General features: G+C 70.8%; 20 protein-coding genes. 5 read left to right on the top strand and 15 right to left on the bottom strand.

Features of this window, described 5'->3' with window-relative positions:
- Nucleotides 1-196 precede the first annotated feature (196 nt).
- From ABEA24_RS07880 to ABEA24_RS07870, 3 genes are all read right to left on the bottom strand, one after another.
- The gene (locus ABEA24_RS07880) at nucleotides 197-2,536 is read right to left on the bottom strand and encodes a serine/threonine-protein kinase (protein ID WP_345429999.1); all 2,340 of its coding nucleotides are present in this window, start codon (nucleotides 2,534-2,536) and stop codon (nucleotides 197-199) included.
- Between the two features lie 136 nt (nucleotides 2,537-2,672).
- Nucleotides 2,673-3,389 (bottom strand): hypothetical protein, encoded by a 717-nt coding sequence (locus tag ABEA24_RS07875; protein WP_345429998.1) that lies wholly within the window; start codon nucleotides 3,387-3,389, stop codon nucleotides 2,673-2,675.
- A 66-nt stretch (nucleotides 3,390-3,455) separates the two neighbouring features.
- Nucleotides 3,456-6,011 carry a CBM35 domain-containing protein gene (locus ABEA24_RS07870; RefSeq protein ID WP_345429997.1) on the bottom strand — a complete coding sequence of 852 codons (2,556 nt, stop codon included), beginning with the start codon at nucleotides 6,009-6,011 and terminating at the stop codon, nucleotides 3,456-3,458.
- A gap of 232 nt (nucleotides 6,012-6,243) precedes the next feature.
- Here ABEA24_RS07870 and ABEA24_RS07865 point away from each other — a divergent pair, with 232 nt between their 5' ends.
- Nucleotides 6,244-7,371, top strand: coding sequence for an ROK family transcriptional regulator (locus ABEA24_RS07865; RefSeq protein ID WP_345429996.1), 1,128 nt, complete (start codon nucleotides 6,244-6,246; stop codon nucleotides 7,369-7,371).
- A 172-nt stretch (nucleotides 7,372-7,543) separates the two neighbouring features.
- On the opposite strand, the gene ABEA24_RS07860 is transcribed toward ABEA24_RS07865, so the two are convergent.
- The 7 genes from ABEA24_RS07860 to ABEA24_RS07830 form a co-directional block, all read right to left on the bottom strand.
- Complete coding sequence (locus ABEA24_RS07860; RefSeq protein ID WP_345429995.1) at nucleotides 7,544-9,439, bottom strand: helix-turn-helix domain-containing protein; 1,896 nt, start codon at nucleotides 9,437-9,439, stop codon at nucleotides 7,544-7,546.
- A gap of 11 nt (nucleotides 9,440-9,450) precedes the next feature.
- Nucleotides 9,451-10,242, bottom strand: coding sequence for a 3-hydroxybutyrate dehydrogenase (locus ABEA24_RS07855; protein ID WP_345429994.1), 792 nt, complete (start codon nucleotides 10,240-10,242; stop codon nucleotides 9,451-9,453).
- Nucleotides 10,243-10,339: 97 nt separating this feature from the next.
- Complete coding sequence (locus ABEA24_RS07850; RefSeq protein ID WP_345429993.1) at nucleotides 10,340-11,371, bottom strand: branched-chain amino acid ABC transporter permease; 1,032 nt, start codon at nucleotides 11,369-11,371, stop codon at nucleotides 10,340-10,342.
- Nucleotides 11,368-12,231 (bottom strand): branched-chain amino acid ABC transporter permease, encoded by an 864-nt coding sequence (locus ABEA24_RS07845; protein ID WP_345429992.1) that lies wholly within the window; start codon nucleotides 12,229-12,231, stop codon nucleotides 11,368-11,370. Before ABEA24_RS07845 ends, ABEA24_RS07850 begins: the two co-directional genes overlap by 4 nt.
- 85 nt (nucleotides 12,232-12,316) lie before the next feature.
- Nucleotides 12,317-13,558: an ABC transporter substrate-binding protein gene (locus ABEA24_RS07840; RefSeq protein ID WP_345429991.1), complete on the bottom strand. Its 1,242-nt coding sequence runs from the start codon at nucleotides 13,556-13,558 to the stop codon at nucleotides 12,317-12,319.
- Between the two features lie 22 nt (nucleotides 13,559-13,580).
- Nucleotides 13,581-14,285 (bottom strand): ABC transporter ATP-binding protein, encoded by a 705-nt coding sequence (locus ABEA24_RS07835; protein ID WP_345429990.1) that lies wholly within the window; start codon nucleotides 14,283-14,285, stop codon nucleotides 13,581-13,583.
- Complete coding sequence (locus tag ABEA24_RS07830; protein WP_345429989.1) at nucleotides 14,272-15,045, bottom strand: ABC transporter ATP-binding protein; 774 nt, start codon at nucleotides 15,043-15,045, stop codon at nucleotides 14,272-14,274. Before ABEA24_RS07830 ends, ABEA24_RS07835 begins: the two co-directional genes overlap by 14 nt.
- 263 nt (nucleotides 15,046-15,308) lie before the next feature.
- On the opposite strand from ABEA24_RS07830, the gene ABEA24_RS07825 reads away from it, so the two are divergent.
- The 4 genes from ABEA24_RS07825 to ABEA24_RS07810 all read left to right on the top strand — a co-directional run bounded on the left by ABEA24_RS07825 (nucleotide 15,309) and on the right by ABEA24_RS07810 (nucleotide 19,598).
- Complete coding sequence (locus ABEA24_RS07825) at nucleotides 15,309-16,061, top strand: CoA transferase subunit A (protein WP_345429988.1); 753 nt, start codon at nucleotides 15,309-15,311, stop codon at nucleotides 16,059-16,061.
- A complete protein-coding gene (locus ABEA24_RS07820; RefSeq protein WP_345429987.1) occupies nucleotides 16,058-16,693 on the top strand; it encodes a CoA transferase subunit B in 636 nt (211 codons plus the stop codon). The genes ABEA24_RS07825 and ABEA24_RS07820 overlap by 4 nt, the downstream gene beginning before the upstream one ends.
- A 143-nt stretch (nucleotides 16,694-16,836) precedes the next feature.
- Nucleotides 16,837-18,210 (top strand): tannase/feruloyl esterase family alpha/beta hydrolase, encoded by a 1,374-nt coding sequence (locus ABEA24_RS07815; RefSeq protein ID WP_345429986.1) that lies wholly within the window; start codon nucleotides 16,837-16,839, stop codon nucleotides 18,208-18,210.
- 122 nt (nucleotides 18,211-18,332) lie between these two features.
- The gene (locus ABEA24_RS07810; RefSeq protein ID WP_345429985.1) at nucleotides 18,333-19,598 is read left to right on the top strand and encodes an extracellular catalytic domain type 2 short-chain-length polyhydroxyalkanoate depolymerase; all 1,266 of its coding nucleotides are present in this window, start codon (nucleotides 18,333-18,335) and stop codon (nucleotides 19,596-19,598) included.
- Between the two features lie 136 nt (nucleotides 19,599-19,734).
- On the opposite strand, the gene ABEA24_RS07805 is transcribed toward ABEA24_RS07810, so the two are convergent.
- From ABEA24_RS07805 to ABEA24_RS07785, 5 genes are all read right to left on the bottom strand, one after another.
- Entirely contained in the window at nucleotides 19,735-20,760 is a 1,026-nt protein-coding gene (locus ABEA24_RS07805) for a sugar phosphate isomerase/epimerase family protein (RefSeq protein WP_345429984.1), read from the bottom strand.
- On the bottom strand, nucleotides 20,757-22,271 hold the full coding sequence (locus ABEA24_RS07800; RefSeq protein ID WP_345429983.1) for an FGGY family carbohydrate kinase: 1,515 nt from the start codon (nucleotides 22,269-22,271) through the stop codon (nucleotides 20,757-20,759). The genes ABEA24_RS07805 and ABEA24_RS07800 overlap by 4 nt, the downstream gene beginning before the upstream one ends.
- Nucleotides 22,258-23,220 (bottom strand): transketolase family protein, encoded by a 963-nt coding sequence (locus ABEA24_RS07795; RefSeq protein ID WP_345429982.1) that lies wholly within the window; start codon nucleotides 23,218-23,220, stop codon nucleotides 22,258-22,260. Before ABEA24_RS07795 ends, ABEA24_RS07800 begins: the two co-directional genes overlap by 14 nt.
- On the bottom strand, nucleotides 23,217-24,098 hold the full coding sequence (locus ABEA24_RS07790) for a transketolase (protein WP_345429981.1): 882 nt from the start codon (nucleotides 24,096-24,098) through the stop codon (nucleotides 23,217-23,219). Before ABEA24_RS07790 ends, ABEA24_RS07795 begins: the two co-directional genes overlap by 4 nt.
- A 410-nt stretch (nucleotides 24,099-24,508) precedes the next feature.
- Entirely contained in the window at nucleotides 24,509-25,525 is a 1,017-nt protein-coding gene (locus ABEA24_RS07785; protein ID WP_345429980.1) for a sugar-binding transcriptional regulator, read from the bottom strand.
- Between the last annotated feature and the right edge of the window lie 92 nt (nucleotides 25,526-25,617).

The following is a 25,617-nucleotide window of genomic DNA, read 5'->3' as shown; positions in this document are numbered from 1 at the left end:
CGTCCGCGACGTCCCACCGCATGCGGCCAGCACCAGACAGCCGACCGTCACCCCAACGCAGGGCCATTTCATGACGCAACGGTTGCACCAGGACGGAGCACGGCACCATCACCATTTGGCGTAGTTCGCCTACGCTCGGCGGCACCGCAAACGGTGTGGCCGGCCCCGCGCGGACGCGGGGCCGGCCGGTCTTTGATCAGGAGGCGGGCGATGACGAAGGTCGGTCCACCCTGGCGATGGCGAGCAGGGCGGTGGCCCTGGGGGCCGGTTCGGTGACGGTGCGGGCGATGCGCTCGGCGCGGCCGGTGTCGTGTTCCGCGACGATCTCGGCGATTCGCGACAGCGCGTGCGCCCGGTGCTGCGGGTCGCTGATCGCCGACGTGATGATCCTCTCGGCTTGGTCCGGACTGTAGGTGGCCACGACCGCGGCGATCTGTTCGAAGACGCCCGGGTGCGGTCCGAGATTGCCGCCGGCCACATCGGCGAGGCGCTCGGCGCCGTCCAGGAGCCTGCGGGCGTTACCGGGATCGGTCACGGCCACGGCCCTGGCGGCGAGGGCGAGGGCGACCGCGCGCTGGTCCACGGCGTGGACATGGTGGGCCAGACGCTCCGCCCGGTCCGCGTCGACGTCGGCGAGCACCGGGAGAAGCTCGAGCAGCAGCCGCCCGCGCAGGCCGCAGTCGTTGATCTGAAACGCGGCCCGTTCGGCCTCCGGAGAACGCAGGTGGATCAGCGCTTCGCCGATGTCGAACTTGATCAGGTCTCTGGTGGTTCTGGACGAGATATCGGCGTCGACGCCGAGCTCAGTGAGTGTCAGGTTTGTTCGGGCGGTCTCCGGGTCGTGGGCGGCGATGGCTTTGGCGAGGCGCGCCCGCGCCCGGTGCCGTTCCTCGTCGCCGGGGATGTACTCGATGAGGCGTTTGGCTTCCACCTGGAGCCATGGGGCCTTTGCCAGGTCGCCGGCGGCCAGCACGTAGGCGACGCTCGCGCGGGCGCCATCCCGCTCGTCGCGGGCGACGCCGCCGAGCGCCCGCTCGGCGTCTTTGAGAATCCGGCCGGCGCGCACCGGATCGTAGGCCGCGATACGGGCCGCGATGTGCGCGAGGGCCTCCGCCTGGTGGCGGGGATCGAGGGTGCGGGCGAGGCGTTCGGCATCGTCGGTGTCGTATCGCACGGCCGTGTCGGCCAACGCGCCGATCGCACGCTGGCGCCGTGCCGGATCGGGGATGCCACGCGCCGCCTTCTCGGCCCGTACGGGGTCGTGCGGGTACCACGCGCATGCGATCCGTTCCAGCAACGTCTCGGTGTTCTGGGTGGTGAAGTACTCCCGGTCGGGATCCGCGTGGGCGAAGTTCTCCGCGCTTTCCAGAAGCCCTCGTGCACGCTCGGCCGTGATCACATCATCGATCGCCGGCCAGGCGGTCAGGAGCTCGAGCCATACCAGCGACAGCGCGAAGGCGTCGTCGGCAGCGCCGATCAGACGTTCGGCGTCGTCGATGAGACCGCTCACGCGGCCGGGTTCATCGACGCACGTCTCCGCGGCGATTTTGATGAGCGTACGGGCCTGCTCGGACGGGGAACCGATGGAACGTGCCGCGTCCTCGGCGTCGTCGATCAACCGGCGCCGGACGGCGAACCGGTCTTCGCTGGAGGTCTGCGCGGCCGGCCCGGGCCGCGCCGAGCCGCCGGAGACGGTGGTGTCGGCTCCGGCCGAGAGCAGGTCAGCGATCCTCTCCAGCCTCGCCACGACGGCGTCGGCGTCGGCGGGGCGGTCTGCGGGGTCTTTGGCCAGCAGTTCCACGACGAGCACGTCCAGTTCTGCGGGCACCTCGGAACGGACGGCCCGTGGGCCGTCCGGCACCACCGCCAGGTGCTGGTGCATGAGCGCCGGAAGCCCTCCGGGGGCGAAAGGAGGCCGGCCGGTGAGCAGAGCGTGCAGAACACATCCGAACGAGTACAGGTCCGCGCGTGCGTCGACCCGCTCTCCTCGCCACTGCTCCGGAGCCATGTAATGCGGCGTGCCCAGCGCCTCGCCCTTGGCCGTGAGGAACGAGGTGGCATGCGCGGCCCACGCGATCCCGAAATCGCAGATCTTCACCTGTCCATCGATCATGAACAGGTTGGAGGGTTTCAGATCGCGATGGACGACCCCGCGGGCATGAGCGGTGGCCAGGGCCTGGCCGATCTGTACGCCCATGGATATGACCTGGGCGATGGGCAGACCGGCCGACGCGGTGGCCAGCAGCTCTGACAGATCCCGGCCGACCAGCAACTCCATCACGATGAACCACTGATCGCCATCTCGGTCGACGTCGTGCACGACGGCGATTCCGGGATGCTGCAGTCCGGCCGCGATCAATGCCTCACGACGGAACCGCCGGATCAGCCGATCATCGGAATGAAGACTCAACAGCACCTTGATCGCGACGAGCCGGTGAAGTCTTTGATCAAGACCGCGCCAGACCTCGCCGAAGGCACCACGGCCGATTCGTTCCTCCAGCCGGTACCGCTCCCCGAGCTCATCCCCAGGCTCCACCGCATGGACCTCCGGTGCCGACGAGCCGACCACATCGTCAGAGGCTGGCTGTGGCAGGCGATCCACCTTCACCAGGTCTGCTCAGGAAATAGACGTCCCGTGAACCGAATTGGTTTCCACGTCGTCCTTCGCCTGATCATCTCGCCCATTGCGGGCAGAACTCCACATGGAACTGGTCCCAGTCGTGCTCCTCCAGACTCGGCCAGTCGTAGAGGCTGCGGCAGACGTGGTAGTTGCAGGCGCCGGGAATGTAATGCTTCGTCGCGGCGTGGGGTGGCCCGTCCTTGGTGACGGCGAAGATCTCCTGCGCCGCCTCCCGGAACGCCGTCGTGCTGCCCGTCAGGAACAGGGTCTCGGCGTAGACGGCCTGGTGAAGCAGGTCGCTGTGCTTCGGATCGCTTCGCACTGAGGTCTTGAGCCCGTGGTCGGCCGACAGGTCTCTTGCCGGGATGCTTGCGGTGCGTAGCTCTCGGGGAGCGTTGCCCGCGTTGATGCGCTCGCGCAGTTGCTTCCACCGGGAGGGCCGGAACTGCACCGCGCGATGGGCCAGCACGAGGTCGAGCCGCTTCTCGTCGTCCCAGCCGACCCCGGGAGCGGTCGGGGTGGTGCGCATCGGCAGGTAGATCAGGGATCGCGGAGATCGCGCCGCGAGCAGCATCAGAGTGCCAATGCGTCGGCCGTCTGTCCGGTCCGCATACATCTCGTACCAATGTTGGGTCTTGTAGAGCGCCCCGTTCTTCAATGGTCCAGCCGGTCGGATCACCCGGAAATCCGTGCCGCCGAAGCGCCCACGCTGGACGGCGACTTTCAGGCTCAGGTCGTCGCGTGTGAGGGCGGCCCGCGAAGCAGCCATCCAGATGTCTCCTCGTTAACGTTGAACTCTCATGGGGATTGTCTCGATCATGGACCAGGAGGACCACTACCTCTGGGTCAGGGTCACCGTCACGGTGGGGCCGTGGCCGGGGCTGACGCGTACTGAGAACAGGTGCGTGGCGTTGTCGTAGCGGACCTGGCCGGCGCTGCCGCCGGACGCGGTGGACGACACCGGGCTCGGGGAGTAACCGTGCAGCGTGACCGGGCCGTCTCCCGGGGCGAACGCGACTGTGGCATGGACCGTGCCGTTGTCGGACAGCGACCGGATCCGCTGCTTGCCCAGGGACACGAACTTGCCCGCGTCGCCGAGGAAGGCGATGCCCGACCTGCCCACCGGGACCACCTGGAGGTAGGACCCGTCGCGGGTCACGCGGGTGGTGTAGCGGGAGTCGCCGTCGACCAGCGTGCCGGCGCCGGCGAAGTAGTCGTACACGTACGCCTTGCCGGTGACGCCGAGGTCGGCGGGCCGGAAGGAGGCGTCCTCGGTCGTCGGGACGGTGACCTTACCGGCGCTGACGCCGAGGTTGTCGATGTTCGGGCCGTTGGCCCCCGTCGCGGTGGCCCGGACGGTGTGCCGGCCGGCGGACAGCGTGACCACGACCGGCTGTGCCGACCATGTGTCCCAGTCGCCGGTCGTGGCGAACTGCTGAGTGGAGGCCGCGCCGCCGTCCACCGCGACCGCGAGCGGCCGGTCGCCGAAGCCGCCGTTGGCGTACCGGAACAGCAGCGTGTACGTGCCGTCGGCCGGCACGTCGACGTCCCACTGCACGTAGTCGCCGGAGTCGTGCCGGTAGTCGGCGAACCCGCTGCCGGTGTAGCCGGCGTGGTCGGTGGCCACCACGGGTCCGGACAGGGTGGCGTCCTCGGCCTCGTAGGTCGTGTCCGGCTTCGGTGTCGGGACGGCGCGGGCGTAGGAGAAGACGTAGCCCGCCTGCAGCGCGCCGTGCCGGCTGCCGGTCGTCGCGACCATGGCACTGCCCGGTGCGGCGGCGTCGCGGACGTACGTGGCGTCGTCGGGGACGATCGGGGTGTCCGGCTTGACGATCGTGCCGTCCGCCTCGGCCACCTTGTTCAGGTTGGCGGCGCTCTCCTTGCCGATCGCGTCGCCCACGCCGACGGGGCCGGCGGACAGGTTCTGCAGCAGCAGGTTCTGGGTCTCCGTGCTCATCGCGACGTCCGCCCAGGGCCACACACCGAGTGCGCCGGCCAGGCGTGAGGCATAGAGGAACTCGTCCCACTTGCCCCGCTCGAACCGGTCGTTCGAGACCCGGGAGTTGGTCACGCTGTCGTACAGCGTGCTCTGCAGGTAGTCCTGCGGCAGCGGCATGCAGTACTGGATGTCGATGCCGTTGGCCGCCGCGGCCTTGGCCATGTTGTCGAGGAACGCGGCGCGGTCGGTGAGGTTGAAGTCGGGCTGCGCGTGCGAGCACAGCCAGTCCTGCTCGAACGTGTCGACCCCGGAGGACTTGAGGTAGCGCATCCGGTCGTTCCAGAAGGCCGGGTCGGTGATCACGTTCCCGGACATCTTGTACTCCTGGCGGTACGGGCTGGACGGGTCGATCCACCGGGCATGGGTGATCATGGGTACGCCGACGCTCTTCTGGAACGCCTTGAGCCCGTCCGGGAACAGCGTGGGATCCGCCTCGTACCGGTACTCGCCGTCGGGGTTGTCGTTCCAGACGGCGTTCGGGCCCTTCGGGTAGAACCAGCTGTCCAGCTGGAGGTTCCCCATCGGCAGGCCCTTGGCCTTCCAGTCGTCGCGGACCGCCCGCAGCGTGCCCGCGTAACCGAGGCTCTGGTCGTGGTTGTAGTAATAGGCGGCGCCGTTGTCGGTCCAGTAGCCGAGCTTGGCGAGGGTGTTCGTGGCGTCCTGCGACGGGCGGTGTTTGCCGGACAGGCCGGTCAACGCGTTGCCCCAGATGCCGTACACGTTGTTGATGCCGTTTCCGAACGCGAGCACGGTCCGCTGGGTGAACCCGGCCGGCAGGCTGCCGACGCCCGAGGAGATACCGCTGGTCAGCGCGCCGCTCCCGTCGTACTTCGTGACCGCGGTCGTGAAGTTCGAGGCGGGGGAGAGCAGGTAGCCGCTACCGGAGGTGTCGAATGCCAGGTACGGGCTGAAGCCCGGGTCTCCTGGGGCGTCGAACCGGCGTCCCGCGAAGCAGCCGGAGAAGGTCTGGGTGTGCGGCAGCGCGGGCCGGGCCGACAGCGCGGGGAACGGGTGGGCGTTGGCCGCCGCCTGCCGGTAGGTGGTGCTGAACAGCACCACCGGCCTGTGGTCGTAGCTTCGGATGCCGCTGCTTCGTCCCACTCCGCCGGCCGAGTGGTCGAAGTCGACCTCATGGTAGGCGCCGATACCGTCCCGGCCCTTGACGTGCCTGAGGTTGCTCACCGGGCCGCCGACCGAACCGCCGAAGTGGTAGCGCGGCCCGCTGATGTCGATGGTGTAACCCCCGTCGGCGTGCACCGTCACCGTGGTGCCGACCGTGGGCGTGGTGGCGCCGGCCGGCTGTGTGGTGAGCGCGAGGCTCACCGGAAGGGTGACGGCGAGGGCGCAGGCGACCACGGCACGCGGAAGGGATCTTCGTGTGGGCTTGCTCATGGGCTCTCCTCATCGGGCGGGGTTCAGGCCCTCGGCTGCGCACATAAAGGGGATTTCTGCGAAATTAAAACGCTATTTCTGTCGTGTCAACGAACTGGGCTTTGCCGGATCCGGCCGTATTATGCGAAGAACACGACAGAATCCGAGTGCGTCGCATTTACGAGAGGACGTCATGAGTCCGGCGAGGCCGCGGTCAAGGCCCAGGTCGCACCGCGCGTACAACCTCGACCGCGTGGTCGCGGCGGTACGTGAGCGCGGGGCGGTCACCCGGGCGGACTTGGAGCGGATGACCGAGCTGTCGCGCACGACCGTGGCCGCGCTGGTCGCGCAGCTCATCGACGACGGCACCCTCCGAGAACTGCCCGCGGTCGAGGCGGCGCGCACGGGAACGGGTCCAGGCCGGCCGCCGGCCCGGCTGGCGCTGACCGAATCAGCGGGACTCGTCGTCGGCATGGCCTTCGGCCACAGCGATCTGCGGGTCGCCGTGGCCACGCTGTCCGGAGACCTCATCGCCGAGCGGTACGTACGGCTCGCGGTGGACAACTCCGTGGGCGTGGCCCTCGACACCGCCGCCGACGAATTCGCCACAATACTGCGCGAAACCGGCCACATGACACACGACGTACGCAACGTCGTCGTCGGCCTGCCCGCCCCCCTCGACCGGCACACCGGACGGGTGGTGGTCAACAACATCCTGCCCGGATGGGTCGACCTGGATCCGGCGGGCGACCTCCAACAGCGCATCCACCGGCCCGTGTTCCCGGACAACGCCGTCAACCTCGCCGCCCTCGGCGAGATGACCTACGGAGCAGGCACCGGCATACGCGACCTGGTGTTCGTCAAGGTCTCCACCGGCGTCGGCGCCGGACTGATCTTCGACGGAAACCTGTACCGGGGCGCCAGCGGCTACGCAGGCGAACTGGGCCACATACAGGTCGAGGCGAACGGGCTGCTGTGCCGGTGTGGCAGCCGCGGATGCCTGGAGACCCTGGTCTCAACCCCGCGCATCATCGCCACCCTGCAACCGATGCACACCGATCCGCTCACCACCACCGACGTCATCCGGTTGCTCCAGACCGAAGACTCCGGAGCCGCCCGCATCGTCGGCGACGCCGGACGCACGATCGGCCGATCCCTGGCCGACATGTGCAACGTGCTCAACCCCGAGATGGTCATCATCGGCGGCGAACTCAGCCAACCGAACGGCGCCCTCGCCAACGGCATCCGCGAGGCCATCGCACGCTACGCCCAGCCGAGCGTCGCGCGGGCGGTCACCGTGACGACCGCGACCCTGGAAAACCGGGCCGAACTCCTGGGCGCAATCGCCCTCGCAATCCAGCACACCGGCAGCCCGCCCTAGAGATCGGGCCGGCCCGCGACGTGTGCCCGACGTGCCGCACGAATCGCCGGGCAGAAGAGCCACGCGGACCTGCGCGGGCTGCGTCGGTGAACCGCTCCCTGTGTCCGCTGCCGCCGTCGCTCACCGATCCGGGACAGCGTCCCGGGTGCTTCCGGCGATCAGATCCCCGCGCTCAGCGGTCGCCGGCCGGGCCGCCGGGGACGCTGAGCCGGTACAGGCGCAGGGCGAGCTGGATCTCCAGGGCGTGCGCGGGCGACTGCCAGCGCTCGCCCAGCAGCTTGCCGACGCGGTCGAGCCGCTGCGTAACGGTGTTGACGTGGATGTGCAGCCGCTCCGCGGCCCTGGACAGGCTGCCGCCGGCCTCGAAGTAGGCCTCCAACGTCCGCACCAGTTTGGTTCCCCGCCGTTCGTCGTAGTCGATCACCGGGCCGAGCGCGGTGGCCAGGAAGCTCTCCACGTCCCGGCCGTCGCCGATCAGCAGGCCCACGAAACCGAGCTCGGCCGCGCCGGCGCCGTCTCCGGTGCGGCCGAGCGCGAGCAGCGCGTCGGCGCATCGGCCGGCCTCCTGGTAGGCGGCCGCCGCCTCCCCGGGGCTGCGCACCGGGCCGGCCGCGCCCGCCGTGGCCGGCATGCCGAGGGAGGCCCCGCACTCCCGGGCCACCCGCCGCGCGGCACCGCCTGGATCCAGGCCGGGCAGTAGGAGGACGATCTCGTCGCCCCGGGTGGCGACCAGACCGTGCGCGGCCGAGGCGTACGAGGCAGCCCAGAAACCGGCCCGAGGCCGGTCGCCGTCGTGGCGGACGACCACGAGGACGTGCGGCGCGTCGAGGTCGACGCCGACCGGGCGGGCCCGGGCGCGCAACGCGTCCACGTCGGTCACCCGGCCGGTGAGCAGGTCGTCCAGCAACTCGCCGCGTACTCGCTCCTCGGCCTCGGCGACGCTGCGGCGGAACAGCAGGAGCAGCGCGGTGACCAGCGCCCCGCGCTCGAGGATGCGCTGGTCGCTGCCGGACAGCTCGCCCGCGCCCGGCGCGCGCAGGACGAAGGTGCCGAGCACCTCGGCGCCCGCCGCGATCGAGGCGACCCACAGGTCGCCGCGCTGGACCGCACGGCCGAGCGCCCGCGACGCGGCGGCCGCGTCGCGGATCTCGGCCTCGCTCAGCTCGCCGATCGAGCCGACCACGGCGAGCCGCCCGCCCTCGGCGTCCAGCGCCAGCAGCGCTCCGCCCAGCACGTCGATGATCACCGCGGCGACGTCCTGCACTCCTCCACCGCGGACGACCAGCGCGGTCATCCGGTCGTGCGCCTGCGCGGCGCGCTCGACCGCCGCGCTGCGCGCCTTGATCAGCTCGTTCGCGGCGCTGAGCTCCTCGAGCGTGGCCCGCGTCTCGTCCAGGAGCCGGGCGTTGTCGATGGCGATCGCGGCGTGCGCGGCGAGGGAGCCGAGCAGCGCGACCTCCTCGGGCACGAACGGTCGCGCCGTGCGGTTCGCGGCGAACAGCACGCCGATCACCCGCGACCCGAGGCGCATCGGCACGCCCAGGATCGCCACGAGGTTCTCCTCCTGGACCGCCGTGTCGATGTAGTTGCGGTGGTGGAAACGCTGGTCGGCGAAGTAGTCGCCGCTGGCGTACGGCGTGCCGGTCTGCGCGACCAGCCCGGCCAGGCCCGAGCCGAACGGGATGCGCAGGGCCCGGAACGCGGCGGACACCGAGCCGTCGGTGACCCGCATGCACGTGTCGCCGCGTTCGTCGTCGCTGAGCGTCATGTACGACACGTCGGCGGACAGCAGCCGACGGGCACGGCGCACGATCGCCTCCAGGACCGCGTCCAGGCCGCGCAGCCCGGCCAGGTCGCTGGCGGTGTCGAAGAGCGCGGCCAGCTCCGCCTCGCGGCGGGCGCGCCGCTCCAGCAGCGAGCGCACCCGCAGCGCGGCCAGCTTCGTCGTCTCCAGTGCGGCCAGCACGCCGGGGTCCGCGCCGGCGACGCGCGCCTCCAGCAGCGGTGCCTCGAACTCCGCAGCCGAGGCCTCCCGGGCCAGCAGTTCGAGGAAGACATCGCAGCTCATAGGCAGCATTGTCAGTGCGCGGTCCAGCCGCCGTCGATGGTCACGGACGATCCTGTGATCATCGCGGCCTGCGGAGAGCACAGGTAGGCGACCAGCTCCGCCACCTCGTCCGGCTCGATCAACCGCCGGATCGCGGCTTTGGCCAGCATGACCTGGTCGACGACCTCCTCGAGCGGCAGACCGTACGCGGCCGCCTGGTCGGCGATCTGGCCCTCCACGAGCGGCGTGCGCACGTAGGCGGGGCTGACGCAGTTGGCGGTCACCCCGTGCGGGGCGCCCTCCAGCGCGATCACCTTCGACAGGCCCTCCAGCGCGTGCTTGGCGGTCACGTAGGCCGACTTGTACGGCGAGGCGCGGTGGCCGTGCACCGACGAGATGTTGACGATGCGCCCCCACCCGCGTTCGTACATGCCCGGCAGCGCCCGGCGGACCAGCCGGAACGGGGCCTCGACCATGATGCGCTGGATCCGGGCGAAGATCTCGGGCGGAAACTCGGTGATCGGCGCGACGTGCTGCATGCCGGCGTTGTTGACGAGGATGTCCACGTCGCAGTCCATGGCCTCCACCGCGGCGGTGTCGGACAGGTCCACGGCGAGCGCCCGGCCGCCGAGTTCCGCCGCGGCGGCCTCGGCCGCGGCCGCGCGCAGGTCCACGATGATCACTTCGGCGCCGGCGGCGGCCATCCGCCGGGCGCAGGCCAGGCCGATGCCGCCGGCGGCACCGGTGACCAGGGCCCGGCGGCCGGACAGGTCCGGGCCGCCGGCCGGCTGCGGCGTCACGCTGGTAGCGGTTGTCGCGACCACGGGTCGTTCTCCTTCGGATGCGGCGGGCTGGGTTTTCGCCGCCGGACGCGTGGTCCGGCCCGGGATGCGTTGTGCGCGGCCCGGCGGTCGTCCCGGCTCAGGTCGGCCTGCTGCCGGCCGGGCTCCCGGACGACTCCGCGGGCGCGGGCTCCGGTGCCGCCTCGGCCGTGGCGGTGCGCCCGGCGGCCCGCCGGGCCGCGCGGGCTCGCAGGAGTTCCTGCGCGGTGCCCCAGATGCCCCGGCGGAACGCCAGCACGATGACCGCGAAGATGGCGCCGGTGATGAGTCCGGTCTCCTGGAAGCCGGCCGTGGCGAGGTAGTCGCCCAGCTCGACGATCAGCGCCGCGCCGAGCGCGCCGCCCCACAGGGTGCCGATGCCGCCGAGGACCACCATCATCACCGCCTGCCCCGACGTCGTCCAGTAGACCTCGTCCAGGGAGGCGAACCCGTGGCTGATCGCGAACAGGCCGCCGGCCAGCCCGGTCAGCCCGGCCGACAGCACGAAGGCCAGCAGCTTGTAGCGGGCGACCGGATAGCCGAGGGCCTGCGCGCGGGCCGGGTTGTCCCGGATCGAGATCAGCACCCGCCCGAACGGCGAGCGGACGATCCGCCACACCGCGAACAGGCCGAGCAGGATGATCGGCAACCCGGCGTAGTAGAAGAAGAACGGGTCGGACAGGTCCACGCCGAACAACTCGCGCGGGACGCCCTGCAGGCCGTTCTCCCCGCCGGTCAGGCCGCGCCACTGGTTGGCCACGAAGTACACCATCTGCGCGAATGCCAGGGTGACCATGGCGAAGTAGATCCCGCGCAGGCGGGCGGACAGGTACCCGATCGGGACCGCGAGCAGCGCGGCGAACGCGGCCCCGCCGAGGACCGCGACGGGGAAGGGCAGGCCCGCGTGCAGCGCGATCAGCCCGGTCACGTACGCCGAGCCGCCCCAGAACGCGGCGTGCCCGAACGGCAGCAGCCCGGTGAAGCCCAGCAGGAGGTCCACCGCCGCGGCGAAGAGCGCCCAGCAGGCGATGTCCATCGCGACCGGCGGATAGATCATCCACGGCAGCAGGAGCGCGACCAGCAGCCCCGCGACGAGCGGGATCGGCCGGGCGGCCAGACGGGACAGGATCACAGCGCGGCCTCCTCGCGGCCGAACAACCCGGCGGGACGCCACAGCAGGACGACGGCCATCAGGATGAACACCAGCGTCTGGGACAGAGCGGGGACGTAGAGGTTGCCGAGCGCGGAGATCAGCCCGATCCCGAAGCCGGCCGCCACCGACCCGAAGATGGAGCCGAGCCCGCCGATCACCACGACGGCGAACACCGTGATGATCAGGTCGGCGCCCATGAGGGGGTTCACCGCGCGCATCGGCGCGGCGAGCACGCCGGCCAGTCCGGCCAGCGCGATGCCGAAGCCGAACACCGGGGCGACCCAGCGGCCCACGTCGATGCCGAGGGCGCGGGTCAGCTCGGGACGTTCGGTGGCGGCGCGGACGATCACGCCGACCCGGGTGCGGGTGAGCACCAGCCACACCGCGGCGCAGGCCAGCACCGACAGTACGAGGACGAACACCTGGTAGGCCGGGTAGTCGAAGAGCCCGAGGTTCACCGAGCCGGACAGCTCCGACGGCCGGGCGTACGGCTGGGACTGCACGCCGTACTTCCGCTTCACCGCGTCCTGCAGGACGAGCGCGAGGCCGAAGGTGAACAGGAAGTTGTAGAGCGGGTCGAGCGCGGCGAGCCGGCGGACGAACAGACGCTCGACCACGATCCCGGCGAGCCCGAGGAGCACGGGGACGACGACCAGCGCGACCCAGAAGTTCACGCCGAAGGAGTCCAGTAGGACGTAGGCGCCGAAGGCGCCGAGCATGTAGAACGCGCCGTGGGCGAAGTTGACGACGCCGAGCATGCCGAAGATGACCGACAGGCCGAGGGCGAGCAGCGCGTAGAACGCCCCGCCCACCAGGCCGTTGAAGGCCTGTTGCAACACGTTGACCTCCTGGGAGGGAGCTTGGTGCGTCCCGTGACCCGACCACGTCGGCGCGTCGGGTCACGGGACGGTCCGGGGGCGCCGCTCAGCCGAGCTTGCAGGCGGGGCTGGCCGGCTGGAACGCCTGGGCTGCCGGGACGGTCTTGACGACCTTCTCGTAGTCCCACGGCTCGGTGACGTCCTTGGCCGCCTTCACCTGGGCCAGGTCGACGTCGTGCAGCAGCAGGTGATCCTGGGCGCGGATGGTCCCGCCGTGCCCGAAGGCGTCGTCGATCTTGGCGCCCTCGAGCTGCTTGACGACGGCGTCGGACTTGTCGGTGCCCGCCCGCTGCACCGCCTCGAGGTACTGCAGCGCGGCCGAGTAGTTGGCGGCGTTCGGGAACGACGGCCGCTTGCCGGCCTTGGCCTGGAACTTGTCGGCCCACGCCCGGTTGGTGGCGTCGGCGTTCCAGTACCACGGGTCGGTGAACTGGGTGCCGGCCAGCGCGTCCGGGCCGAGCGAGTGGATGTCGGTGATGAACATCAGCCCGACGGCGAGCCCGATGCCCTTGTCGCGCAGCTTGTATTCGTTGTACTGCTTCACGAAGTTGACCAGGTCACCGCCGGCCTCCATCGTGCCGAGCACCTGCGGCTTGGGGTTCAGGCCGGGCGCCTTGAGCAGGAACGAGGAGAAGTTGTCGCTTGGGAACGGCGCCGGGTCGCTCTTGATGACCTTGCCTCCGGCACCCTGCACGGCCGCGGTGAAACTCTTGTTCATGTCCTGGCCGAACGCGTAGTCCGGGTAGACGATGTACCAGTTCTTCGCGCCGCCCTGGGTGGCCGTCGCACCCGTACCCTGAGCGAGCATGTAGGTGTTGTAGCCGTAGTGGAACGTGTACTTGTTGCACTGCGCGCCCTCGAGCGCCGTCGTCCCGGCGGAGATGTCGAAGAACACCTTCTTGCGGGCCTTGGCGATGTTGGCGACGGCCAGCGCCGCCGAGGAGGTCGGCACGTCGAGGATGGTGTCGGCCTGCCGGCGGTCGTACAGCTCCTGCGCCTTGCTGTTGGCGATGTCCGGCTTGTTCTGGTGGTCGGCGGACACCACCTCGATCTTCTTGGCCACCGCCTTCGCGCCGTACTTGGCCTTGTAGTCGGCGATGGCCATCTCCACCGCCTTGACGCTGCTCTGCCCGGAGAGCTGCGAGTAGACGCCGGACTGGTCGTTCAGCACCGCCAGGACGACCTTGCCGTCGCTGATCTTCCCCCCGCCCCCGCCGGGACCGCCCCCGCACCCGGCGAGCAGCGCTCCGGCGACCGTCAGCGCGGCCGCGGCGTTCAAAGCCTTCATGTCCTTCTCCTTCGGGGGGTGTTCAGATTCCGAGGTACTCGAGGAGCTCGTGTTCGCGTTCGCGGACCTCGGCGTTGTCCAGCGACCGGGCGATCCGTCCCTCGGCCAGCAGGTAGTGCCGGTCGGCGACGGTGGCGGCGAAGTGCACGTTCTGTTCGATCAGCAGCACGGTGACGCCGTGCTCCTTCACGTCGCGGAGGATGGTGCCGATCTGCTGCACGATCAGCGGCGACAGCCCCTCCGTGGGCTCGTCGCACAGCAGGAGCCGGGCGCCCATTCGCAGCACCCGCGCCAGCGCGAGCATCTGCTGCTCGCCGCCGGACAGCTTGGTGCCAGGGAACCGTCGCCGTTCCCGCAGCCGGGGGAAGGTCTCGTACACCTGGTCCAGCGACCACGGCTTCGGCCCGACGACCGGCGGGAGGGTCAGGTTCTCCTCGACCGACAGCGTGGCGAAGATCCCCCGGTCGTCGGGCACGTAGCCGAGCCCACGGCGCGCCCGCCGGTGGGCTGGCAGCCGGACGACGTCCTCGCCGAGGAACTCGACGCGGCCGGTGGCACGCGCGCCGCCGCCGGCGTGCAGGCCCAGCACGGACCGCAACAGGGTGGTCTTGCCCGCGCCGTTGCGGCCGACCAGAGTGACGATCTCCCCCTCGGCCACCTCCAGGGAGACGTCGCGCAGCACCTGCGCCTCGCCGTACCAGGCCGACAGGTTCTCAATGCGCAGCATCGACGTCTCCCAGGTAGGCGCTGATCACCCGCGGGTCGTTGCGGACCTCGGCGTACGCACCCTCGACCAGCACGGTGCCGGACTGCAGGACGGTCACCCGGTCGGCGAGCGCCCCGACCACGTTCATGTTGTGCTCGACCATGACCACGGTCCGGCCCTGCCGGATCCGTCCGATCAGCGCGACGGTCCGGTCGACGTCCTCCACGCCCATTCCGGCGGTCGGCTCGTCGAGGAGCAGCACGCGGGGCTCCAGCGCGAGGGCGAGCGCGAGCTCCAGCGCCCGCTTGCGGCCGTACGCCAGCGCGCCCGCCGGGACGTCTGCGTGCCCGGCCAGCCCGACCTCGTCGAGCAGTTCCATCGCGCGGCCGGAGAACCGCGCCAGCGCCCGGTCCGAGCGCCAGAACCGCCAGCCGAGGGCGGTCGCGCTCTGCAGCGCCAACTCCAGGTGCTCGCGCGGGGTCAGCTGCGCGAACAGGCTGGTGATCTGGAAGGACCGGGCGATGCCGGCCCGGGCGACCTGCTCGGGGCCGAGCCCGGTGAGGTCGCGGTCGCCGAGCCGGATCCGGCCGTCGCTGGGCTTGTGGAAGCCGGTGAGGAGATGGAAGAGCGTGGTCTTGCCGGCGCCGTTCGGGCCGACCAGCGCGTGCACGTCGCCGTCGGCGACGTCCAGGTCGACGCCGTCCACCGCGCGGAACCCCCGGAACTCCTTCACCAGGTTCCGGGCGGTGAGGATCAGGGGCCTTCGGACGGGATCGTCCATACGCGCTCCTTGCCAGATGTCGTGCCGGTCACCTGGGTGTTAAGAAACGTTGACCAGGTCAGGTGACGGGGAACACTAGGTGCGCGGCATCCCGAGATCCATGTGGCGGGCGACCACTTTCCCCGCCGTGGGTGTGGGGCGCGGGCACACCACCCCGGCGCGGACCAGGCGGTCACACAGGTCGGCGCGCGGATGTGTGGGCCGGCGACGTAGGAACCCGCGCACTGGCCACTTACGGTCTGCCTCCGACACGGAGGTGGAACATGGACAAGACGCTGAGCACGCCGGGGGAGGCCGTGGCCGACATCCCGGACGGGGCCTCGCTCGCGGTGGGCGGGTTCGGGCTGTGCGGTGTGCCGATGGAGCTGATCAGTGCGCTGCTCGACCGGGGTACGACGGGCCTGCACGTGGTCTCCAACAACTGCGGGGTCGACGACCACGGCTTGGGCGTGCTGCTACGGGAGGGCCGCATCGCACGGGTGACCGCCTCCTACGTCGGGGAGAACAAGGAGTTCGCCCGGCGGTACCTGGCCGGTGAGCTGGAGGTCGAGCTGGTGCCGCAGGGCACCCTGGCCGAACGCCTGCGCGCGGGCGGCTGCGGAATCCCCGCGTTCTACACGCCGGCCGGGGTGGGCACGCAGGTCGCCGACGGCGGGCTGCCGTGGCGGTACGGCCCGGACGGCGGGGTGCTGGTGGCCTCGCCACCGCGGGAGATCCGCGAGTTCGACGGCCGCCCGTACGTGCTGGAGGAGGCCGTCCGCACGGACTTCGGCCTTGTGCACGCGGCGCGCGCGGACCGGCACGGCAACCTGGTGTTCGACAAGTCGGCCCGCAACTTCAACCCGCTCGCGGCGATGGCCGCCCGGGTGACCGTGGCGCAGGCCGAGGAGGTGGTGGAACGCCTCGATCCGGACGAGGTCCACCTGCCGGGGATCTTCGTCGACCGGGTGGTCGCCGTCGGGTCCGTGGCCAAGCCGATCGAGAAGCGCACCGTGCTGCCGGGAGGGCACCGATGACCGGGCTGACCAGGGTGGAGATGGCCGCCCGCGCGGCGCGCGAGCTGGCGGACGGGGCGTACGTCAACCTCGGCATCGGGCTGCCCACACTGATTCCGCAGCACCTGCCGGAGGGCGTGGAGGTGGTGCTGCACAGCGAGAACGGCATCCTCGGCGTGGGCCCCTATCCCGTCGAGGGCACGGAGGACCCGGACCTGATCAACGCGGGGAAGGAGACCGTGACGACCCTGCCGGGCGCGTCGTTCTTCGACTCCGCGCTGTCGTTCGGGCTGATCCGGGGCGGGCGGCTGGACGCCGCCGTGCTCGGCGCGATGCAGGTCTCGGCCCGCGGCGACCTGGCGAACTGGAGCATCCCCGGAAAGATGATCAAAGGCATGGGGGGTGCCATGGACCTCGTACACGGGGCGCGGCGCGTCATCGCGCTGATGGAGCACACCGCACGCGACGGCTCTCCCAAGATCGTCGAGGAGTGCACGCTGCCACTCACCGGGCGCGCCGTGGTGGACCGGATCATCACCGACCTGGCCGTCGTCGACGTCACGGCCGACGGCCTGGTGCTGCGCGAGACCGCGCCCGGCGTCACCGCCGACGACGTGCGCGCGGCCACCGGCGCGCCGCTGCGGGCCGGCTAGGTCGGGGGAGCCGGCCGGCCGCGCGCATGGCGCCCGCCGACACAACGCCCGCGCCGAATGTGGGCGCGGGAACCGTCGACGGCACCGCCGGGCAGGACCACCATGACGGCACTCGTGCTTCCGCTCACCTTCCCGAGGCCCTCATGCGAACCAACCGTCAGCTGCTCGCCATGAGCACCGCCGCGGTGATCGGCGTGTCGCCCATGGCGTCCGCCGTGGCGCGACCGGCGGCCGCGCAGCCGGCCCCCTGCCCGTCGGTCACCGTGCCGGGCGCCGAGAAACAGGTCTCGGTCTGCCTGGAGGACCTGACCACGGCCGGCACGGTGGCCTCCGGCCACACCGTGCCGGCCGACTGGGCCGGGCTGCAGCCGGCCGGGGCGCACAACCCCATCGGCGTGCCGGGCGAGCAGATCGACGGCTACTTCCCCGACTCCTCGGCGTTCAACACGAACAACGGCTGGAACCACGACAGCCAGTTCGTGATCCGGCTGCCGCGCCGCTGGAACGGCGGGCTGGTCGTCGCCGGCAGCCCCGGCAATCGGCGCCAGTACGCCAACGACTTCACCATCTCCGACTGGGTGCTCGCCCGCGGCTACGCCTACGCCGCGACGGACAAGGGCAACAGCGGCGCCCAGTTCTACCGCGACGGAAACCGGCCCGGCGACGCGATCGCCGAGTGGAACCGCCGGGTCACCCAGCTCACCGTCGCGGCCAAGGACGTGCTCGCCGAGCGGTACGGCCGCGCGCCGCGCCGCACCTACGCGGCGGGCGTGTCCAACGGCGGCTACCTGGTCCGCTGGCAGTTGGAGAACCGTCCGTGGCTGTACGACGGCGGCGTCGACTGGGAGGGCACGCTGTGGCGCGCGGACGGCCCGAACCTGCTCACGTCCCTGCCCACCGCGCTGCGCGAGTACCCGGCCTACGCCGCCACGGGTGACGAGCGGGCGCACGCGGCGATCCTGAAGGCCGGTTTCGCGGCCGGCTCCGAACCCCTCTGGGACTTCCACGACAAGGTCTACTGGGACCTCACCCAGCGGATCTACCGGCAGGAGTTCGACCCGTCCTACAGTGCGCCGGTCGAGGCCGGCACCCCGTTCTGCGCCTCCGGCACGCCCGGCTGCGACGCCGACTACGACTACGCCGCCCGTCCGCGGTCGGTGCACGCGGCGGTCCGGCGGATCCAGCTCACCGGCCGGATCGGCCGACCGCTGATCACGCTGCACGGCACGCTCGACTCGCTGCTGCCCATCGCGACCGACTCCGACGTCTACGACCGGCTGATCCGCGACCGGGGCCGTGGCCGCCTGCACCGGTACTACCGGATCGAGGGCGGCAACCACGTCGACGGCCTGTACGACGCCCACCCGGACCTGCTCCGCCCGATCCTGCCCTGCTTCCACAGCGCCTTCGCCGCGCTGGAGGACTGGACCACGCGCGGCCGGCCCGCCCCGCCGAGCGTCACCGTGCCCCGCCCGGCGTCCGGCGACGTGGTCGACGCCTGCGCCCTCACGGGCTGACCGGCTCCCGGCCGGGGCCGCCTCGCGGCGGGCCCTCGCGCCCGGCGCACCCCGCTCGTTCCTGGACCCCACCCTCGCCATGCCGTACCGGTGGCGAGTCCCGCCCCACCAGGAGGTTCACCGTGAGATTCCCCCGGCTCCTGCCCCTGCTGGCCGCCGCCGGCCTGGTCGCGGGGGCGACCACGGCCGCGATGGCGGCCACCCCGTCCCCAACCCCCGGCACTCTGGCCAAGTACAACGTCAGCGCCGCGTACACCTCCGGGATCTCCTCCGGCGGCTACATGGCGACCCAGCTGCACGTCGCCTACTCCGGCACCTTCAAGGGCACCGGCATCTTCGCCGCCGGGCCGTACGACTGCGCCCAGGACAACCTGACCACCGCGCTGAACGCCTGCTCGGGCAACAGCTCCAGCGACGGTCTCGCACAGCTGGAGCAGGTGGCGTCGAGCCGGTCGAGCCAGGGCCGGATCGACCCGATCGGCGGCCTGTCGGGGCAGAAGGTGTGGGTGTACCACGGCGGCAACGACACGACCGTGGCGCGGTCGGTGACCGACGACCTCGCGTCGTTCTACACCCACTTCGGGTCGAGCGTGACCTACGACAACACCTCCCAGGCCGGGCACTCCTGGGTCAGCCCGCTCGGCCCGAACCCCTGCAACTCCAGCTACACGCCGTACCTCAACAACTGCGGCGACGACCCCGAGGGCCGGATGCTCGGCACGCTGCTCGGCGGCGTGAAGGCGCCGGCCTCCGGTACGCCGACCGGAAAGATGATCAGTTTCGACCAGAAGACGTACGTTCCCGGCGGAGCCACCCCGGCCTCCATCAGCATGGGCACCACCGGCTTCGCGTACGTGCCGTCGAGCTGCGCGGGCGGCGCGAGCTGCGTGCTGATGGTGGCGCTGCACGGCTGCCTGCAGAGCTACGACAACGCCTCGGTCGGCGACAAGTTCATCGCCGACACCTATCTCAACGAGTACGCCGACACCAACAACATGATCGTGCTGTATCCCCAGGCGACGGCGACGAGCTACACCGACGGCAACCCGCAGGGCTGCTGGAACTGGTGGGGGTACCTGAACGACGCCTCCTACGACACGCACGGCGGGAAGCAGATCGAAACGATCATGAACATGGTGCACGCCCTCGGCGCCGGGACCGGCGGCGGCACGCCCACCCCGACGCCCACGCCGACCCCGACGCCCACGCCGGTCTGCGTGACCGCGAGCAACTACGCCCACACCACCGCGGGCCGCGCCTACCAGTCCGGCGGCTACACCTACGCCAAGGGCTCGAACGACGCCATGGGCCTGTGGAACGCCTACACCACCCACACGCTGAAGCAGACCGGCACCGACTACTGGGTGCTGGCCGACGGCCAGTGCTGACCCGCTGACCGGACGGGCGGTCGCCGGCGCCCGCGGCACCGGCGATCGCCCCGTCACCGTCTGCCGGTCGGATACATCACGGCTTCGTTCACGCCGTGCCGCACGGCCGGCGGCAGAGCCCGAACGGCGGCCGGTGTTATCGGCGTTCGCCGTCGAGTTGGGCGCTCAGCAGCGCGGCTCGGGCGATGCGCTGGGCGGCGAGGGCGTCCTGCCGGGCCTGGGCGTCGGCGAGGGCGTCGGTGTCGAGGAGTTGCAGGGCGCGCCAGATGGTGCGCATCACCTCGATGCCGGCGCGGGCGGCCTCTACGGAGTTCTCCCGGAAGGGGAACTGGTCGAGCTGCCAGACGCCCTGCCAGTTCGCCTGGACGAGCGTATGGAAGAACTCGAGGGTTTCGACGAGGTGGATCGAGCCGACGACCATGTCGTCGTCCCAGCCGCGGAAGTTGTCATTGACGTCGATGGCGTACAGCTTGTCTCTAGCCATGATCATCTGAGCCGCGTCGGCGGGCGATTCCAGGCCGTACAGAGAGTGCCCGAAGTCCAGCAGAATGCCGACGTTGGGCACGTCCATCTCCTCGATTGCCAGCAGGGTGCGGGCGGCGGAGGAGAAGGTCATGCGGTTGCGGGGTTCGCGGGGTTTGTACTCGATGGCGAAGCGCAGGTCGGGGTGGCGCTGGGCGAGTTCGCGGACCGCCTCGATCGACATCGTCCACAGGGCCTTGTAGTCGGCTTGGAAGGGGTAGTCCCAGCCGTCCTGGCCCGGCCACAGTTTGACGTAGTCGCCGCCGAGCCGGCGGGTGAGGTCGGCGGCCTGGCTGACCAGTTCGATGGCCTCGCGTCGGATCTTCGGGTCGGGGTTGGTGAAGCCGCCTCGGCAGAAGGTGCGGGTGTAGATCTCCGGGGTGAGGGCGATGGCGCGCAGGTTGTTGGCCTTGAGCGCGTCCTCGACGGCGGCGATGTCCAGTTCGGCGGGGTTGAAGGGGTAGTTGATGTCGACGACCGACAGACTGCCGACCTCCCCGGCCCGGTCGATGGCCTCCAGAGTGGTGACCGGTGGCCCGTACCCGTCGGTGGCGTAACGGTCGCGGAACTGTCCGAAGTGCCACAGCCCGGCACCGTACAGCGGTTCAGGCGTGACTTGGGGCGAGGGGCTGGTCGTCATGGAGTGCCTCCTGTGAGTGGGGGATCGGTGGGCTTGTCGCACGTCGGCTGGTCGGTGGCGCGGGCGCGTGCCACCGCCTGGTGCCATGCGGTCCGCGTGCGCCGGCGTTCCGCGGCGCCGGTGCGGGGGGAGAAGACGCGGACGGGCCGGTCGAACTCTTCCAGTTCGCTCTGTGTCCACAGTCCGCAGGTGAGGCCGGCCAGGTGCGCGGCGCCGATCGCCGACAGGTCGCTCACCAGGGACTGGTGGACTTTGCGGCCACTGATGTCCGCCTGGATCTGCATGAGGGTGGGGTTGGCGGCGGCGCCGCCGTCGGCCAGGAGGACCTCATGCGGGCCGGCCGCGGCGACGACGTCTTCGACCTGGAAGGCGATCGACTCGAGCGCGGCGCGGGCGATCTGAGGGAGCCTGGTGGCCAATGTCATGCCGACCAGGGTGGCCTGGGCGTTGCTGTCCCACCACGGGGCGGCCAGGCCGCCGAATGCGGGGACGAGGTGCACGCCGTCGCTGCTCGCTCCGTCGGCGAGGTCGGCCAGTTCCGCAGGGGTACGGCCCACGGTCTCGGCGAGCCAGCGCAGCGTGGACCCGGCGGAGAGGATGTTGCCCTCGACCGCGTGCGCGATGGCGCCGGATTCGGTTCCGGTCGCCCATGCGATGGTCCGGCACAGGCCGGTGTCGGCCGCGGTGGTGTCCTGGGAGAGCGCCATGACCGATGAGCCGGTGCCGTACGTCGCCTTGACCCGGCCGGGCCGCCATCCGGCGTGGGCGAACAGTGCGGCGTGAGAGTCGCCGAGAACGGCGGCGACCGGGACGCCGTCCGGCAGTGGCGGCAGGCCGCGAACCGTGGGAAACGGTCCGGTGGAGGCCACGACGCGGGGCAGTACCTGTGATGGGATGCCGAACACTTCCAGGAGCCCCGGGTCCCACCGGCCGGCGCGGGCATCGAGTAGTTGGGTGCGCGCGGCGTTGCCGATCTCGATGAGGTGCTCGCCGCCGAACCGGCTCAACAGCCAGGAGTCGACGGTGCCCAGGCAGAGATCACCATTGCGGGAGCGGCTGCGGTCGGGGTCGGCGTGGTCGAGCAGCCAGGCGCCCTTGGTCGCCGAGAACATCGGGTCCAGTGGCAGCCCGGTGACGTCCCGTACCGTCTCCCCGAACCCGTCGGCGACCAGGGACGCGCACCGCGCCGCGGTACGCCGGTCCTGCCAGCTGATGATGGGAGTGACCGGTTCGCCGGTGGAGCGTTCCCAGAGCAGCATCGACTCGCGCTGGTTGCTGATGCCGACCGCGGCGACGAGGGCGGGGTCGTGGCCGTCGAGGCAGCTGCGGGTCGCGGCGGTGACGCTCGCCAAGACCTCGGCCGGCGACTGCTCGACCCATCCGGGCCGGGGATGGGTCTGGCCCAGCGGCGCGGATGCCGAGGCGAGCACGTGGCCGTGCCGATCGACCAGGAGTGCCTTGGTGGAGCTGGTCCCCTGGTCGATGGCGAGGATCACTTCACCGCGGGCCATCGCCGGCCAACTGCCGGGCGGCCGCGGCGATGCCGTCCGCGGTGAGGCCGAAGTGGGTCAGCAGGAACTCGGTGCTGCCGGTCGGCGCGAAGGTGCGTGGCACGCCGAGGATTCTCATCCGGGTGGGCCGCTGCTGGCTGAGAAGGCCGGCCACCGCGGCGCCCAGTCCTCCGGTGACGGTGGCCTCCTCCACGGTGATGACGCCGCGGGTCTCCGAGGCCGCGCGGAGCACGGCCGCCTCGTCGAGCGGCTCGATGGAGGCCATGTTGATCACCCGCAACGCGATCCCCTCATCTCTCAGCCGCGCGGCCGCGTCCACCGCCCGTGACACCATCGTCCCGACGGCTATCACGGTCACATCATCGCCCTCGGTCAGCTGCCGGGACCGGCCGGGCTGGAAGGTGATGTCGTCGGGGTGGACCGCGGGAACGGCGAACCGGCCGATCCGCAGGAAACTCGGGCCGTCGTGTGCGGCCGCCCAGCGTATTGCGGCCCGTGTCTCGGCGGGGTCGGCGGGGACGATCACGGGCAGGTCGGCGACCGCCCGGATCCACGACAGGTCCTCGATGGAGTGGTGGGTGGGACCCAGCTCCCCGTACGCCATGCCCGGGCTCTGCCCGCACAGCACGACGCGGGCGTGGCTGTAGGCGACGTCGGCTTTGATCTGCTCCAGTGCGCGGCCGGTCAGGAACGGCGCGGCCGCGCTGACGAAGGGCAGCAGTCCACCGTTGGCCAGCCCGGCGGCGACGCCGACCAGATCTTGCTCGGCGATACCGACGTTGATCAGTCGGTCGGGGAACAACTCCCGGAATTTCACCAGGTTGCTTGAGCCGACCGAGTCGTTGCAGACCACCACGACCCGCTCATCGGCCGTGGCCAGGGCGATCAGCTCCTCCGCGAAGGCCTTCCTGCAATCGAACAGGGGCGCGGCGGCGACGGTGTCGGTCATCGCGCGAGCTCCTCGAACGCCGTGGTGGCCTGCTCTTGTGACGGGACCTTGTGATGCCATTCGACGCGGTCTTCCATGAACGACACGCCTTTGCCTTTCGTGGTGTGAGCGATGACGCAGACCGGTCTGTCGCCGACGGCGGGGGCGAACGCGGCCAGCAGCTCGCGATGGTCGTGACCATCGCATTCGCGGACATCCCAGCCGAAGCTGATCCATTTGTCGGCCAGCGGCTCCAACCGCTTGGTCTCCTCGGTGCGGGCGCCTTGCTGCAGCATGTTGCGGTCCACGACCGCGGTCAGCGCCGACAGCCTGTGGTGGCCGGCGGTCATGGCCGCCTCCCAATTGCTGCCTTCCTGCAGTTCCCCGTCGCCCAAGATGACGAAGGTGCGGTGGCCGGAGCCGGAGAGCCTGCTCGCAAGCGCCACGCCGACCGCTACGGGAAAGCCGTGGCCGAGCGGGCCGGTGTTGGTCTCCACCCCGGGGACCTTGGTGCGGTTCGGATGGCCGTTGAGTGGCGACAGCGGCCCGGCGAAGGTCTCCAGCGCCGACTCGGCAAAGAAGCCGCACTGGGCCAGGACCGCATAGAGCGCTCCCGCGGTGTGCCCCTTGCTGAGGATCAATCGGTCCCGGTCGGCTGCCAGCGGGGCGCGTGGATCGACTGACATCACCGCCCCGTAAAGCGTGACCAAGATGTCGATGACCGAGAAGTCGCTGCCGATGTGGCCGAGCCCGGCCCGCCGGATCATGGCGAGATCGGCCTGGCGTACCTGGCGGGCGAGTTCGGCGAGCGTCGCGGCGACGTCGGCGACGTCGCCGTCGGCGAGCCGCCGCCGTAGCCGCAGATAGTGCTCGGCTTGGGCGTCGTCGGTGGTCAGCATGTGGTCCTTTCCCCGTTCAGATGCCGTGCGGGGCGCGGTACGCCCTATGCCTGGACCGCGATCACTTGATCACGGCCGGTCCGACTCCCGGATCGCGGCCGCATCCCGGCGATCAAACCGGCGGGGAGCGCCGCACCCGCCGTCGGACCGGCGAGCCGGGTCGTCGTTGATCGTTCGCACCCAATCCTGTGTGTTATTTATTCAGGGCCGACTAGTAATACGTTACGTTGGCGTGATCAGTAGTGTCAACGGCGACGTGACAGGGGAGCGGACGGTGGCCGGGCCGGTGGGATGCAGCGCCGCAGGTCATGCGTTCTTCGACACCGCGGCGCGGCGTGACGCCCATCGCGGTCACCACGGCAGCCCGCAGGCCGTCTTGCCCGACCGCGCGGGCCTTCGGGTGCCGGGGGTCAGCCGGTGGGCTGGAGGCTGGCCGGCCCGGTGGGCGTGGCCAGCCACTGCGCGGTCTGCAAGTCGGTGATCAAGACGTTGATCCAGCCGCCGAGCAGGGCGGCCTGGATGGCGGTGTGCTTACGGGCCCCGCCTGCGACGCCGACCCGGCGAGGCACCCGGCGCAGGGTGTCGGCATCGATGCCGAGGACCCGTTCGTCGAGGGTGGTCTGCAGGTGCTCGCCGCGCTCGTTGAAGAACCGCATGCACACGTCGCCGACGGCTCCGGCGGCGCGTAGTTCGGGAAGCTCGCTTTCGGCGAAGGCGTTGCCGCTTTCGCGAAGCAGCGGGGAGGGCTTGATGCTGCCGATGCCGACCAGTGCCATGGTGAGGTCTTCGCAGGCCGCCAGCGCCGATTTGATGTTGGGATCAGTGACGATCATCTCTCGCATGTCGCCGGATGCCAGGAGACCGGGAGCGGGCAGGAACACCGGGGTTGCGCCGGTCAGCTGTGCCAGCCGCCCGGTGATGCGGGTGGCCTGCGTCTGGGCGGTCACGTTCCCGACCCCGCCGAGCATCTGGACGACCTTGTCGGTGACCGGCGTCGGCCGGGGGCTCATCGACTCCACGGTCGCCAGCAGCGTCGAGCTCCATGACGACACCCCGATGCGCTCGTCGCCCATCAGCGTCGTCTCCAGATAGGCCGCCGCGGCCGAGCCGAGCGCCGGCAGTACTTGGTGCTCGTCCGCCTGGTCACCGGTGTCGACGACGACGATCTCGCTGAGGCCGTATCTCTGCTCGATCTGTTCCTCGATGTCGGCGTGGACACCGCGGGGGGTGATGACGGTGGTGCGGACGATGCCCAGATGGGCTGCTCGCTTGAGGAGCCGCGACACCCGCGGCTGGGAGATGTGCAACTGCTCGGCGATTTGCGGCTGACGCATCCCACGTTCGTGGTACATCCGCGCGACCTTGGTCAACAGCCGGATCTGATCCGATGGGATGTCGCTCAGGCTCATCGCCCCGGGGCCGTCCATGATGCCTAGCGCTCCTCTGTCCACACCTCAGCCGACCACGCCGTCATCGCCTGCGAAGCCGCAGCGGTCGCCCACGTCCTCGAATGCTCTCT

This window comes from Actinoallomurus vinaceus (assembly GCF_039542055.1).
Lineage (GTDB): Bacteria > Actinomycetota > Actinomycetes > Streptosporangiales > Streptosporangiaceae > Actinoallomurus > Actinoallomurus vinaceus.
The sequence above is the reverse complement of the archived record's forward strand: the minus strand, read 5'-3'. Positions and strand labels throughout refer to the sequence as shown.

What these genes read in the sequence shown, in the direction of transcription:
- ABEA24_RS07830 (WP_345429989.1), bottom strand. Translation starts at nt 15,045, where the DNA reads ATGGACGATCCCGTCCGAAGGCCCCTGATCCTCACCGCCCGGAACCTG.
- ABEA24_RS07795 (WP_345429982.1), bottom strand. Translation starts at nt 23,220, where the DNA reads ATGACCGACACCGTCGCCGCCGCGCCCCTGTTCGATTGCAGGAAGGCC.
- ABEA24_RS07820 (WP_345429987.1), top strand. Translation starts at nt 16,058, where the DNA reads ATGACCGGGCTGACCAGGGTGGAGATGGCCGCCCGCGCGGCGCGCGAG.
- ABEA24_RS07805 (WP_345429984.1), bottom strand. Translation starts at nt 20,760, where the DNA reads ATGACGACCAGCCCCTCGCCCCAAGTCACGCCTGAACCGCTGTACGGT.
- ABEA24_RS07825 (WP_345429988.1), top strand. Translation starts at nt 15,309, where the DNA reads ATGGACAAGACGCTGAGCACGCCGGGGGAGGCCGTGGCCGACATCCCG.
- ABEA24_RS07840 (WP_345429991.1), bottom strand. Translation starts at nt 13,558, where the DNA reads ATGAAGGCTTTGAACGCCGCGGCCGCGCTGACGGTCGCCGGAGCGCTG.
- ABEA24_RS07870 (WP_345429997.1), bottom strand. Translation starts at nt 6,011, where the DNA reads ATGAGCAAGCCCACACGAAGATCCCTTCCGCGTGCCGTGGTCGCCTGC.
- ABEA24_RS07785 (WP_345429980.1), bottom strand. Translation starts at nt 25,525, where the DNA reads ATGGACGGCCCCGGGGCGATGAGCCTGAGCGACATCCCATCGGATCAG.
- ABEA24_RS07860 (WP_345429995.1), bottom strand. Translation starts at nt 9,439, where the DNA reads ATGAGCTGCGATGTCTTCCTCGAACTGCTGGCCCGGGAGGCCTCGGCT.
- ABEA24_RS07790 (WP_345429981.1), bottom strand. Translation starts at nt 24,098, where the DNA reads ATGCTGACCACCGACGACGCCCAAGCCGAGCACTATCTGCGGCTACGG.
- ABEA24_RS07835 (WP_345429990.1), bottom strand. Translation starts at nt 14,285, where the DNA reads ATGCTGCGCATTGAGAACCTGTCGGCCTGGTACGGCGAGGCGCAGGTG.
- ABEA24_RS07815 (WP_345429986.1), top strand. Translation starts at nt 16,837, where the DNA reads ATGCGAACCAACCGTCAGCTGCTCGCCATGAGCACCGCCGCGGTGATC.
- ABEA24_RS07800 (WP_345429983.1), bottom strand. Translation starts at nt 22,271, where the DNA reads ATGGCCCGCGGTGAAGTGATCCTCGCCATCGACCAGGGGACCAGCTCC.
- ABEA24_RS07875 (WP_345429998.1), bottom strand. Translation starts at nt 3,389, where the DNA reads ATGGCTGCTTCGCGGGCCGCCCTCACACGCGACGACCTGAGCCTGAAA.